The sequence below is a fragment of the Paenibacillus sp. sgz302148 genome, assembly GCF_056120465.1.
In genome coordinates this window covers 313808-327082 of record NZ_JBVYOJ010000001.1, presented here as the reverse complement: position 1 = coordinate 327082, position 13275 = coordinate 313808, and the positions used below count along the sequence as shown (strand labels likewise).

Sequence of the window (13275 nt, the reverse complement as noted above, 5' to 3'; positions counted from 1 at the left end):
GTCAACCGGTTAACACAAGAGGAATTTGGAGGCTGAACCTTGATCTGGGAAACGAACGAAGCGGAACCCGCAATCCGTCTCATCACAAGAGCGGACGATTGCGGCAGCTCCCATGCAGCCAATGTCGGCATCTTACAGTCGCTCGAAGCCGGATTTATAAAAAATATATCCTTAATGGCTTGCTGCCGGTTTATTGAAGAAGCCGCGGAAATGTTGGCCGGGCGTGAAGAGATTTGTTTCGGCTTGCATGCCACTCTGAACGCGGAATGGGATGCGGTGAAGTGGGGGCCTGTTTTGCCGGTATCGCAAGCATCCACCTTGGTCGACGAAAACGGGATGTTTATGCCTTCGCCGCAAACATTTGATATTCGCAAGCCCGACTTGGACGAAATCATGCTGGAGATCCAGGCGCAGCTGGACAAGCTTCGAGCAATAGGGTTCCGAATTACGTATGTCGATACCCACATGTTTCCCGAGTATCACGTGCCGGGAATGGAAGAACGGATGATCGAGTGGGCCGGCAAAGAAGGATTACTTTACTGGAATCGCTACTGCTCGACCTTAAGACGGGTCAAAGCAACGGACAATCTGCTCGATGACATCGTCTCCCGCCTGGAAGCGGCCGATCAGGGACAATATCTGTATCTCGGCCATCCGGCGATCGATACCGAAGAGATGAGAAGCTTGGGAAATCAACACATTTCGGGCGAGAAGCTTGCCGCCGGCAGGGTGCTCGAGGCGAAGCTGTTTACGGATCCGAATATTCTTGAGCTATGCAGCAAGAAAGGAATCGTACCCATTCGATATGATGAAGCGATTCAGGTAACGGAAAAGCTGCCGCCGCTTCACGAATGGTTTTTCACGTGACAACACCGCAATGTTCCCGTTATTAACTTGTTACGATATTGGAGGATTTAACAATGGATTTCATAAGCAGAGTGGCTCCGGAATTAAGACAGGGGGTAGCGCAATTGCCGCCTCTTCATCTGCCCGATGATCTGGCTAAAGTAAGGCAAACCGCAATACCTCCAGCGGAGAGGTCTGAATCCGTTCAAGTGACGGAACGGTATATACCGGGCGCCGACGCTCAGGACATGCTGATCAAGATTTACGAACCGATTCAGAGAGAGGGGAAAAAGCTGCCTGCTTTACTATGGATCCATGGCGGCGGGTATGTACTGGGACACCCAAACGGCGATGACGGTCTGTGCGAAAGCTTCGTTCAAGCGGCGAACTGTGTCGTCATTTCGCCCGATTATCGCCTGGCACCCGAGCATCCGTTTCCGGCTGCCATCGAGGACTGCTACGCTGCCTTGGTATGGCTCGCCAGCGCCGCGGAGGAATGGAATATCGATCTGTCGCGGCTGGCGATCGGCGGAGCGAGCGCGGGCGGGGGATTGACCGCGGCGCTTGCTTTGTTGGCCCGCGACCGGGGCGGCCCTGCGATCTGCTTCCAAATGCCGCTCTACCCGATGATCGACGATCGCAACGTAACGCCATCGAGCCACGAAATTACGGACCCTGCGGTTTGGAACAGGGCCAACAATTTGGCGGCCTGGACGATGTATCTCGGTGAGCATGCCCATGGCGACATTTCTCCATATGCGGCGCCGAGCCGCACGAGAAATCTGGCCGGCCTGCCTCCGGTCTATACTTGCGTAGGCCAGCTTGATCCGTTCCGCGACGAGACGATCGAATATGTTGCGCGGCTTGCACAGGCCGGCGTCGACGTTGAATTTCAGCTTTATCCCGGATGCTATCACGGCTTCGAACACGTTGTTCCGAATGCGGAGGTCAGCGAACGCGCCAAAGTCGGATACATCTATGCTCTGGCAAGAGCTTTAAACCGCTGAAGTTTTTGCAATCTGATGGAATGAGGCCGATCGGACCGGAAGTCGCGATCGGCCTTTTTTTTGAAAAAACAGAGCGGATTTTTTGAAGAAATCCGTTATGGGCCGCACTACAATAATTTCGGAGGGGGTGAACGAGTGTTTGATCTGGATGACAGATTAACCTTTGAACATAAAACGAATGACCTGTTGACCGTTGGGGAATTGCTCGTCGATATGATCTCGAATGATTATGACGATGCCTTCGAGCGAGACGGGTACACGAAATTTTTCGGAGGGTCACCTTCCAACATTGCGATCAACGCCAATCGGCTTGGCATTCGGTCCCATATCGTTTCGGCCGTAGGGGAGGATGGCCTCGGCACCTTCCTGCTGAACCGATTGCGGCATGCGGGCATGGATACGGATGGGATTCAGAGGACCGGCGAATCCACCAGTTTGGTCGTCGTTACGAAAAGCCGGGCAACGCCCATCCCTATATTTTATCGGGGGGCGGACTATCAATTGGCTTATAATGCATCGCTGGAACAAGCTCTTAACCATTCCAAGGCGATCCACTTTTCTTGCTGGCCGCTTTCGAGGGTTCCGGCACGCCATACGGTTGAACGGGTCATCGATGAGGCAAGAAAGCTCGGGCTGCTGATCGGCTTCGACCCTAACTATCACCGGATGATTTGGCAGCGGGACGAGGATGGCGTTGCGTATGTCAAATCGATCATCCCAAAAGTCGATATCGTCAAGCCTTCGGAAGACGACGCGGAACGGCTATTCGGGCCGGATTCGCATGCCAATCAAGTCGAGAAGTTTTTGAAGCTGGGCGCCAAGCTGGTGATTATGACGTTAGGCAAGGAGGGGGCGATCGTCTCGAACGGAAGGGAAACGGTCGCTTTGGGCACGTTAGCTGCCGAAGTCGTGGATACGACAGGCGCCGGCGACGCGTTCTGGTCCGGTTTTTACGCGGCTGTCGTCAAAGGATACACGATCAGGGAAGCGTTGGGGCTTGGCTTTGCCGTTAGCGCTTATAAGTTGAAATTTACAGGCGCGGTAGTGGATTTACCAAATCTTGAATCAATTAAGGAACAATTCGGCCTGTAGGAGTTAAGAAGTGTAGGAGGCTTACGAATGACGCTGAAAAATCAAGTGCAGCTGATCACCTATCCCGATTCCATGGGAGGAAATCTCAAGACGCTGCACGATGTTCTTCTGAAACATTTCGCAGATATATGCACCGGGGGCGTTCACATCCTGCCGCCGTTTCCTTCTTCCGGGGATCGCGGATTTGCTCCGCTGACGTACCTGGAGATCGAGCCGAGCTTCGGCTCATGGGAAGATATTCGGGCGATCGGGGAAAAATTCGATATTTTGGTCGATTTGATGGTCAATCACATCTCGAGGCAATCGCCCTATTTTCAAGATTTCCTCGCCAAGGGACAAGCTTCCGCATATGCCGATTTATTTTTGACGCTGGATAAAATCTGGGATGACGGGAAGCCGGTTCAAGCGGAAATCGACAAAATGTTTTTGCGCAGGCCGCTGCCATACTCCACCTTCAAGATCGAAGAAACCGGCGAAGAAATGAAGGTCTGGACGACGTTCGGCAAGACCGATCCTTCCGAACAAATCGATTTGGATATTAGCTCCCCGCAGACGAAACAGCTGTTAACCGAATTTTTTACGAATTTTAAAGAGCAGAATGTGAAAATCGTCAGGCTGGACGCGGTTGGGTACGTCATCAAAAAGCTTGGGACAAGCTGTTTCTTCGTGGAGCCGGAAATCTATGCGTTTCTCGATTGGGTGAAGGAAATGGCGGACTCCCTCGGTATCGAGCTGCTGCCGGAAGTTCACGCCCACTACAGCACGCAGTTCAAGCTGGCGGAACACGGCTGTTGGATTTACGATTTCATCCTGCCGTACAGGGTGCTCGAAGCGCTCGTGAACCGGTCCAGCCGGGAATTGCTCCATTATCTGAAGATTCGCCCGCACAAGCAGTTCACCATGCTCGATTGCCACGACGGCATTCCCGTTAAGCCGGACATGGACGGCCTCATTGACACCAAGGAGGCAAGGAAATTGGTCGATCTTTGCGTGGAAAGAGGCGCCAATCTCAGCTTGATTTTATCGGATGAGCATAAAGCGGCGGACGGCTTCGACGTCCATCAAATTCGCACGACGTATTACAGCGCGCTCCTTTGCGACGATGATGCGTATTTGGCGGCCAGGGCGATTCAATTTTTCGTTCCGGGCATTCCCCAGGTTTATTATGTGGGCTTGCTTGCCGGAGAAAATGACTTCGAGCGCGTAGAAGCGTCCGGCGAGGGGCGCGAAATTAACCGCCACAATTACACCGTCGAGGAAATCGAGCAATCGCTTGAGAAGGAAGTCGTTCAGCGGCTGCTCCGGCTGATCCGATTCCGAAATACGCACGATGCGTTCGACGGCGAGTTCAGCGTACTTCCTTCGGCGGATGATGAAGTTCGGCTTTCCTGGCAGAAAGGGGAACTGAGCTGCGAATTGCATGTAAACCTGAAGACATATCAATCAATGATTCATTATGTTGATAAAGATGGACACAAGCTCGACTATACCGTTTAAAAATCCTTCCAAAGGGGCGTATCGCATGGCAACCATGCAAATTAACTTTTTCTCGAAATCAATGAAAAGAGAAGTAACGTTTACCGCGCTGCTACCGATGGACCGCCCGGAAATTCCGGGACTGCCTCCGGTTGAGGCTGCGCCTAAGAAGGCGTTATACCTGCTGAACGGTTATTCAGGCAGTTATGCGGATTGGATCATGTTCTCGCGTATTCGGGAGCTGTCAGACAAATACAACGTTGCCGTATTCATGCCTTCCGGAGAAAATCATTTTTACGTCGACGATGAGGACAAAGGGGAATTGTACGGGGAGTATGTAGGCAACGAACTGGTGGAGTTCACGCGTAAACTGTTTCCGCTAAGCTCCGATCGAGAGGATACATGGATCGGCGGTTTGTCCATGGGCGGATTCGGCGCCATTCGGAACGGACTCAAATATGCGCATCACTTTAGCCGAATCATGGCGCTGTCATCGGCGTTGCTTCCTTATAGAATCGCGAACGCAACTCCGGATTATCATGACGGCGTTGCCGGCTACAAATACTTCACGCGCGTTTTTGGCGATTTGAACAGTCTATTGGGAAGCGATAAAGATCCGGAAGCGCTTGTCATGCGGTTGAAGGAAACGAACTCCGCCATCCCGCAGATTTTTATGGCTTGCGGCACCGAGGACTTTTTGCTCGATGTGAATCGTCGTTTCCGCAATTTTTTAATTCGGGAGAATATTGTTCATACTTACAGAGAGAGCGCGGGATCCCATACTTGGGACTTCTGGAATGAATACATTAGTGAAGCATTGGAATGGGCCATAAGCGATCTCTCATCGACTGAGTAAGCCCATATCCGCATCATTCATTGCCCCTGTGTAGGAATCGGCAGCCTTATTGGCGTCCCGATCCCTTTCAGGGGCTTGCGCATTCCTTTATTTGATATTATTCATCCTGTTTATCCGAGATTATAATGGAAGAGGTGCGTACCGGAAGGGGGCTATGCGGTGATGACGAACAGCATCGTTTTCAAGTTTTCCGCTTCATTAACCATTATACTGGCGATTCTGTTCTCCGTTCTCCTCTTGAGCAACATTTATTCGCTGGAAGTGGTCCAGAATCATTCACTCAATAATTCCCGGAATACACTCGCAATCTATGTCGACAACATCCACAACAATTTAAACATTTTCTCTAAAGACCTGACTGAGGTGTTTGAAAATAACATCGATGCTGCAATGAACGATTCCAATCCAAGCGAGAGCGGCCGGTATTTCAAGTCGATGCAGCTGATGAGTGCATTAAAAGTCAAAATGTCCAGCAACTATTCAAGTGATGGAATGTTCATCAAGTTCCACAATGGAGACAAACCTCTCGTGCAATTCGGAAACCGTATTGATTCCAGCGAAAAATTGATGCTTTTCGATTTTATGAACAAGGACGAATTCCAACCCAAACCTGACGGAAAAATCGATGAATGGACGGATTTCGAAATTCACGGAACGCATTATTTATTCAAATACATTACGTATTCGAACATGACATTCGGATCGTTCATAAAAGCGAGCTCCTTATTGTCCATCGTGAGTAGGGATGGGGCTAATCTTAACTCTTATGTTTTAACCGAGCGGCATGGATATGTTCTTGCCTCTACAAAAGACGGATTAAACAAAGCTTCTTCTTTAACATTGGAACAATTAAGGAATCGGTATGAAAGAAGCTACCTTTTTATATCCGAGCCGATTGCGGAATTCGGGCAGATGACGAATATGGTGGCGAAGCAAAGCGTATTCTCAGGATTAAAGCTGATCCAATGGATCATTATTTCTTTAGGCGTCATTTCCGTTATCGTCGTACCCATAGTATTGAGATTTTTGGCGAGGGATATACTGAAGCCGGTTCTGGAGCTGGTACGAGCGGCCAAAGATGTCGAGAAGGGACAACGGGATTTTCACATGCCTCCGGGACGCTACTCCATGGAATTTACGAAATTATTTCATTCCTTTCAATCGATGGTGCGTGAAATTACCGATTTGAAGATCCATACGTATGAAGAAAAGATCGAGAGAAGCCGCACGGAAATAAAGTATTTGCAAATGCAAATCAGGCCTCACTTTTTTCTGAATGCGATTTCAACGATCTCCAGTTTGACGTACCAAAATAAAAACGAGGAAATCCGAAAGCTGATTCAGCACTTGTCCGAACATTTAAGATATATGTTTAAGGGAGGGCTTATCTTAGTCCCGATCCAGGAGGAAATAAAGCATGTGGAGAATTATATTCGGATGCAGGAAATTCGTTATCCCGACCAAATCTTTTACATGACGGACATCGATTCCGAAGCAGGGCAAATACGGATCCCTCAATTTTTACTTCAGACGTTTGTTGAAAATATTTTTAAGCACGCAATGATCTACGGGAAAATGCTTTCTATTTTTATAAGAGCGAGCAAGGAAATGATGGATGACAAGCCATACGTCAAAATTATCATTGAAGATAACGGCGAGGGGTTCCCGCTGCATGTATTGCAGACAGCCGAAGCCTCGGAATTCCATTCGGTCGATAAAAGCGATCAAGTGGGAATCGCGAATATACGAAGAACGCTGCAACTGCTCTATAAAAGAGAAGATCTTATGAAACTTTCGAACGCTGAGCCGTTAGGCGCCAAAATCGAATTATGGGTGCCGATCCAGGATGGCGGCGATATCACTCCAAAGGGGGAACGTCATGCGCTGCTTGTTGATTGACGACGACATTCCAACCGTCGAGGTTCTTCGCGATATGATGAACTGGCAAGAATATGGCATCACGCAAGTCATGACGGCCCATAACATCCAAGATGCAAAATTAATTTTCGACGAGGGCGTACCCGATCTGATTATATGCGATATTGAAATGCCCCGAGGTTCCGGTATCGATATGATCAAATGGGTCCGTGAGCATGATTATGATTGCGCCTTCATATTCTTCACCTGCCATGAGAGCTTCGATTTCGCGTCGACTGCCATTACCTACAGCGCCGATTCGTACCTCGTCAAGCCGCTTGACAAACTAAAGCTGGAAGCGGTTCTGCTCAAGTCGGTTGAAGCGCTCAAGCGGAAAAGAATGCTCGGCGAGTATAGCAAGCTTGGTCTTACATGGCTGAAAAATAAAGATTTGGTGGAAAAAAGCTTCTGGAGAGACGTGCTGACCGCCATCATCTCGCCGAGGCTTGATTTGATTCAAGGCGAAATTCGCAAAAGGGATTTATCTCTTTCCATAGACGGAACGTATATTTTATTTCTAGTGAGTGTCGCAAAACCTGAGATCGATAGCAAGTGGAACGAAAGCACGTTTCATTATGCGCTAAGCAATCTGAGTTCGGAAGTCTTGTTCAATCATCCGAATCATGACCGGGTCATATCTTATCAAACGGACAACCTGTTATATAGCGCGATCATTTTGGACGGCGGAGCCAATACGGACAGACTGAAAACGAACGGTGAACGTCTTATCCGGTTGTGTAAGCAATACCTGAAATGCGTTGCCACATGCTATATCAGCGAGGAAATGGCCATCTCCAAGTTGGCACACGCCAAAACGGAAATGGAGAATTTGGACGAATCGAATATCATTTTCAGGGGAATCCTACATTTCCAAAACGATGAATTCAAGTATGATACAAAAGACCGGTATGCGCTAGATATCGATCTTTTTACGATATTGTTTGTCCAGAAGGAGAAAGTTCAAATCGTAAACCGTTTGAAGAAGGATCTGGAGACGCTTGCAGGCCAAACCAAGCTTGATCCGAAAACCCTTCATTCGATTCGTGAAGATTTTCTTCAAGTGGTCTATGCGCACCTTGCCAGAAACAATATCCAAGCGCACCGGCTATTCGCCGATGACGTAGCGGAACATCTATTTCAGAAATCCGAAAACAGCGTCTTCGATTTTATGAAGTGGGCGCATTTGATTACGGAGAAAACGATTGAAACCATCAATGAGACGCGGCAGTCCGAAGGGGTAGTCGCGAGCGTCAAACGATTCATTCAAGAGAACTACAATCGGGATCTGAGTCGCGAAGACGTTGCTGCAAGCGTATATTTGACGCCGGATTATTTGGCCAAAGCGTTCAAGACTGAAACGGGAATTACCATCAAAGAGTATTTGAACGAATATCGGATCAAGATGGCTAAACAAATGCTGATCGAAAGCACGGCGAGTATCAGTCTTGTCGCTTCGGAAACCGGCTTCGATAATATTTCCTACTTCTCTACCGTGTTTAAGAAATTAACGGGAGAAACGCCGAATGCTTATCGTGCGAAACATAACTCGGTCCGATAACAGATGAAAACTCTACTTCCTGCAGGAGGTAGAGTTTTCCCGCATTTTCGGTCGTTGATGAACGGACCTTCTCTTGTTTTTGAAAAAACATTTCGTTTTTTTTAAAGTCATGCGGGGGTCTTGAGGGATAAAATGAAAGCGAATCAAATCAGAACAGGAGGCATGATTATATCGTGAGCAGAAAAAAGGGGATAACGTCATTAGTTTTGTCGATGGTAATGTGCGGCTCGATTTTGGCGGCATGCGGCAATGATTCGGCAGAATCGCCCGCAAAATCGCAAGACGGTGCTGCCGGAACAAATGATAAAGTCGAAACCATCGTATTCGCGATGCCGTCGTTTAATCGAATTCCCGATGACTTAAGCCAAATAACGGATGCCATCAATAAGATAACGACCGAAAAAATTGGCGTGAAAGTCGATTTCAAAGTTTACGGTCCGGCAGATTACGCCCAGAAGGTCAACTTGGCGCTGCAAAGCGGCGAGCAAATGGATCTGTTTACGACACTCGGGCAATTTACAAGCTATGTCTCGAAAAACCAGCTTTATCCGCTCGACGAGCTGCTCCCCAAATACGGGAAAGAAATGACCGCAATTATGGATAAGGATTTCGGACCGGGTCTGCTGAAATCGACCACGATGAACGGTCATATCTATGGCATTCCGGTGAATAAGGGGATGTCGATCCCGGTTAATTTCGTGTACAACGCGGACATGTTGAAAGAAGTGGGCTATAGCGCTGAAAACATCAACTCGGTAGAGGATTTGCCCGCGATTTTCGATGCCGTCAAGAAGAAATATCCGGACGTCACCCCGTTTGGGCCTCTCAATGTGAATCCGAGCGATACGATGCTGATGCTCCTGTTAAGAGGGGCGAATCAAGTCGACTTCTTATCGGACACGACCGGCGTCGGGGCCGTCATCGGCAATGACGGGAAAGTCGTGAACTTCTACGAAACGGACATCTTCAAAAACGGCGTCAAGATGATGAGGGATTGGTTTAATAAAGGTTATTTGCAGAAGGATGCCGCATCGACCTCGATCGCATTCCCTGAAATGATTGCCTCCGGACGCGGCTTCTCGTTTTTGGGAGGATACAGCGGCATGGAAGCGGCGAAGGCTCTAAGCGCCCAAACGGGCAAGCATCTGGAGATGAAACGGATCGCTCCATACTACTTCGAGACAGGGGCCGTCAATTTGGTCAGCTGGATGGTCGCAAGCACAACGAAAGCGCCTGAAGCGACCGTCAAGTTTCTGAATCTGTTGTACAGCGATGCCGATCTGATCAATACGATTCTTTACGGGATCGAAGGAGAAGACTACGTCAAGGTTGACGAGCACCATGTGAAGTTTCCCGAAGGCAAGGACGCTTCGACCGTTCCTTATACGGCCATGCTGAGCACGGGGATCGTCGGATCCGAATCTTTGCAGTACCAACTTGAAGGAGTCAATTGGTCGGACGTTGAGTTGAAGCTGAAAGAAAATAAAGAAACGCAGAGGTCCCCATATTTCGGTTTCATCTTCGACCAAAGCAAAGTGAAATCGCAAATGAGCGCGGTCAACAATGTGGTGAATCAATATTTGCCGGGGCTCGTAAGCGGATCGCTGGATCCGGATACGACAATTCCAAAATTCGTACAAGCGTTAAACGATGCAGGGGCCCAGACGATTATTCAGAGCAAGCAGGAGCAGCTTGACCAGTGGCTCGCTTCCCAGAAAAAATAAGTCAGAAATAAAGCGTTTTGCAAAGTGGAGCCTGCCCGAGCAGGCCCGCTTTGCATCATGAAGGAGAATTCCGGTATGACAACCATGACGAAAAAATCAAACGGGCTCAAGAAGACGCTTCCGCTCTTCCTGCTGGCCGCTCCGGGATTGCTGTATTTTCTTGTCAACAACTATATTCCGATGATCGGCGTTTTCATCGCCTTTAAGGACGTGGATTACACCAAAGGCATTTTCCATAGCGACTGGATCGGCTTCGACAACTTTAAGTTTCTATTCCAAACAAGCGATGCATGGATTATGACCCGGAACACGCTGCTCTATAACGCAGCCTTCATTGTGTTCGGAACGATCCTCTCGATTGCGATCGCCATCCTCATGTCGGAGCTGCTAAACAAAGTGTACTCCAGACTGTTCCAGTCGGGTTTGGTGCTGCCGAACTTGATCTCGATGGTTGTGCTTTCGTACCTCGTTTTTGCGTTTCTCAATGCGGACAGCGGGTTCATCAACCACTCGATTCTGCGCCCCCTTGGCATACCGGAAATCAACTGGTATTCGGAGCCGAAATACTGGCCTTATTTGCTCGTGCTCATTCAGATGTGGAAGACGGCGGGATACGGGTCCATCGTTTACTTTGCGTTTATCGCAGGGATCGACAAGAGCATCTACGAAGCCGCGAAGATCGACGGCGCCGGCAAGCTCAAGCAAATTCGGATGATCACCTTGCCGCTTCTGAAACCGACAATCGTCATTCTGGGACTGATGTCGATCGGTAAAATATTCAACTCGGACTTTGGCCTGTTCTATCAAGTTCCGATGAATGCGGGAGCTTTATACAGCACGACGCAAACGATCGATACCTATGTTTATCGCGCGCTCATGCAGGTTAACGATATCGGCATGTCCGCCGCGGCAGGGTTGTACCAGTCGCTGGTCGGATTCGCGCTTGTCATGCTTGCGAATGCGATCGTCAAAAAAGTGAACAAGGACAATGCTTTGTTTTAGGAGGAAAAGCCGGTGATACAAACTAGAGGGGAACGAGCATTTACGATTTTCTCTGCGGTCGTCATGGGATTCTTGACCATTTTTGCTTTTTTGCCTTTTATCTTAATCTTGGTCGCTTCCTTTACCGACGAATCCGCCTTGATTCGAGAAGGATACAGCTTTTTTCCGGAAAAGCTGAGTCTTGATGCCTATGTTTACATGGTGTCGTCAGCCTCAACCTTCCTTAGGGCATACGGCGTCTCCTTCTTGATCACGATCTTGGGGACAGGGATCGGCTTGTTGATCACGAGTATGCTCGCTTATCCAATGAGCAGGAAAGATTTCAAATATCATAACGTATTGGCTTTTGCCGTCTTCTTTACCCTGTTGTTTAGCGGAGGAATTGTTCCTTCCTACATCATGTGGACCAAATATTTTCATATCAAGGATACGTTGGCGGCACTGATCGTGCCCAATTTGTTGACCAACGGCTTTCATGTTTTGTTGATCCGAAATTATTACAAGAATAACGTGCCGGTCGATCTCATCGAATCCGCTCAAATCGACGGGGCATCCGAGCTGCGGACGTTCTTCCGGATCATGCTGCCGTTATCCGTTCCGGTCATGGCGACCGTAGGATTGTTTATGGGATTGGCTTATTGGAACGATTGGATCAATGCGCTATATTTCGTCACGAAACCTCAGTATTACGGTATCCAAAACATGCTCATCCGGTTGATGAACAACATACAATTCCTGAAGTCCAGCCAAGCGAGCAGCATTCTTGGCGCAAGCGCGGTAGAGCTTCCGAGCACGGCCATACGAATGGCCATGGCGGTCATCGGCATCTTGCCTGTCGTACTCGTGATGCCGTTTCTTCAGAAGTATTTGATTAAAGGAGTCGTCGTCGGCGCCGTTAAAGGATAATGCGAATGGAAAGGGGATTGCAAGCATGAAGGTTCAAGAGGTTATCGATCGGGTCCTGCTGGACTCTTGCGGCGGGAGGAAGTTGGAGAAAACATTAGACGTGTTGGCAAGCGGCGACCCTGACATGGAAGTGAAAGGGATTGTTACGACTTTTATGGCAACGGTCGATGTGATTCGGGAAGCGATCGCGATCGGGGCGAACATGATCATTACACACGAGCCGACTTATTTTACAGGGCATGACGAGTTGGAGTGGCTTCAGCAGGACCCCGTCTATCTGGCCAAGAAGAAGTTGATCGATGATCACCGGATTGCCATTTGGAGATACCATGACCATATGCATCTCGCGCATACGGATCGGATCTATGACGGTCTTATCAAGGAACTCGGCTGGGAGAATCGACAGATCGACAAGGATTCGCCTTGGTGTTATGAGATCGAGACGACAACGATAGGAGAACTGGCGTCTTTTTTCAAACAGAAATTGTCCATGGACGTTCTGCGGGTCGTAGGTCATCCCGACACGCCGTGTTCCCGAATCGGGATTCTGGTCGGCGGAGGAAGCTTGGGCCTTGGCCGGGAGCAGATGCCGATGGAGCTGATGAGGGACAAGGAGCTGGATGTCATGATTTGCGGCGAGATTACGGAGTGGACGCTATGCGCTTATGTCAATGATGCGACGATGCTTGGATTCAATAAGGGAATGCTCGTCGTCGGCCATGAACGCACCGAGGAATGGGGAATGAAGCACATGGCGGAATGGCTTCAAACCCTTGCGGGAGACACTCCGGTCACTTTCGTCGATGCGAAGGAGCCTTTCCGTTATTTGTAGGTTAAATATCCGACGTTTATGTTCTACAATGGATTTGTTAAGACCATCGCGGTCGCAGC

Annotated in this window: 11 protein-coding genes; all 11 read left to right on the top strand. The window is 49.0% G+C overall.

Annotated features, from left to right (window positions below; all coding sequences use genetic code 11):
* Positions 1 to 39 precede the first annotated feature (39 nt).
* The 11 genes from AC0LWM_RS01585 (at position 40) to AC0LWM_RS01535 (ending at position 13216) form a co-directional block, all read left to right on the top strand.
* The gene (locus AC0LWM_RS01585; RefSeq protein ID WP_474673147.1) at positions 40 to 867 is read left to right on the top strand and encodes a ChbG/HpnK family deacetylase; all 828 of its coding nucleotides are present in this window, start codon (positions 40 to 42) and stop codon (positions 865 to 867) included.
* Between the two features lie 53 nt (positions 868 to 920).
* A complete protein-coding gene (locus tag AC0LWM_RS01580; protein WP_474673146.1) occupies positions 921 to 1853 on the top strand; it encodes an alpha/beta hydrolase in 933 nt (310 codons plus the stop codon).
* Between the two features lie 135 nt (positions 1854 to 1988).
* Positions 1989 to 2945, top strand: a complete 957-nt coding sequence (locus AC0LWM_RS01575; protein WP_474673145.1) for a carbohydrate kinase family protein — start codon at positions 1989 to 1991, stop codon at positions 2943 to 2945.
* A 27-nt stretch (positions 2946 to 2972) separates the two neighbouring features.
* A complete protein-coding gene (gene gtfA, locus AC0LWM_RS01570) occupies positions 2973 to 4442 on the top strand; it encodes a sucrose phosphorylase (RefSeq protein ID WP_474673144.1) in 1470 nt (489 codons plus the stop codon).
* A 25-nt stretch (positions 4443 to 4467) separates the two neighbouring features.
* Complete coding sequence (locus tag AC0LWM_RS01565) at positions 4468 to 5277, top strand: alpha/beta hydrolase (RefSeq protein WP_474673143.1); 810 nt, start codon at positions 4468 to 4470, stop codon at positions 5275 to 5277.
* Positions 5278 to 5439: 162 nt separating this feature from the next.
* On the top strand, positions 5440 to 7176 hold the full coding sequence (locus tag AC0LWM_RS01560) for a sensor histidine kinase (RefSeq protein WP_474673526.1): 1737 nt from the start codon (positions 5440 to 5442) through the stop codon (positions 7174 to 7176).
* Positions 7157 to 8752: a helix-turn-helix domain-containing protein gene (locus AC0LWM_RS01555; protein WP_474673142.1), complete on the top strand. Its 1596-nt coding sequence runs from the start codon at positions 7157 to 7159 to the stop codon at positions 8750 to 8752. Before AC0LWM_RS01560 ends, AC0LWM_RS01555 begins: the two co-directional genes overlap by 20 nt.
* A gap of 173 nt (positions 8753 to 8925) precedes the next feature.
* A complete protein-coding gene (locus tag AC0LWM_RS01550) occupies positions 8926 to 10476 on the top strand; it encodes an ABC transporter substrate-binding protein (protein ID WP_474673141.1) in 1551 nt (516 codons plus the stop codon).
* Positions 10477 to 10551: 75 nt separating this feature from the next.
* Positions 10552 to 11478, top strand: coding sequence for an ABC transporter permease (locus tag AC0LWM_RS01545; protein WP_474673140.1), 927 nt, complete (start codon positions 10552 to 10554; stop codon positions 11476 to 11478).
* Between the two features lie 12 nt (positions 11479 to 11490).
* Entirely contained in the window at positions 11491 to 12384 is an 894-nt protein-coding gene (locus tag AC0LWM_RS01540) for a carbohydrate ABC transporter permease (RefSeq protein WP_474673139.1), read from the top strand.
* A gap of 25 nt (positions 12385 to 12409) precedes the next feature.
* On the top strand, positions 12410 to 13216 hold the full coding sequence (locus AC0LWM_RS01535; RefSeq protein WP_474673138.1) for a Nif3-like dinuclear metal center hexameric protein: 807 nt from the start codon (positions 12410 to 12412) through the stop codon (positions 13214 to 13216).
* Positions 13217 to 13275 lie beyond the last annotated feature (59 nt).

Coding starts and splice junctions, on each gene's coding strand:
- AC0LWM_RS01580 (WP_474673146.1), top strand. CDS start 921: ATGGATTTCATAAGCAGAGTGGCTCCGGAATTAAGACAGGGGGTAGCG.
- gtfA (WP_474673144.1), top strand. CDS start 2,973: ATGACGCTGAAAAATCAAGTGCAGCTGATCACCTATCCCGATTCCATG.
- AC0LWM_RS01565 (WP_474673143.1), top strand. CDS start 4,468: ATGGCAACCATGCAAATTAACTTTTTCTCGAAATCAATGAAAAGAGAA.
- AC0LWM_RS01560 (WP_474673526.1), top strand. CDS start 5,440: ATGACGAACAGCATCGTTTTCAAGTTTTCCGCTTCATTAACCATTATA.
- AC0LWM_RS01555 (WP_474673142.1), top strand. CDS start 7,157: ATGCGCTGCTTGTTGATTGACGACGACATTCCAACCGTCGAGGTTCTT.
- AC0LWM_RS01545 (WP_474673140.1), top strand. CDS start 10,552: ATGACAACCATGACGAAAAAATCAAACGGGCTCAAGAAGACGCTTCCG.
- AC0LWM_RS01535 (WP_474673138.1), top strand. CDS start 12,410: ATGAAGGTTCAAGAGGTTATCGATCGGGTCCTGCTGGACTCTTGCGGC.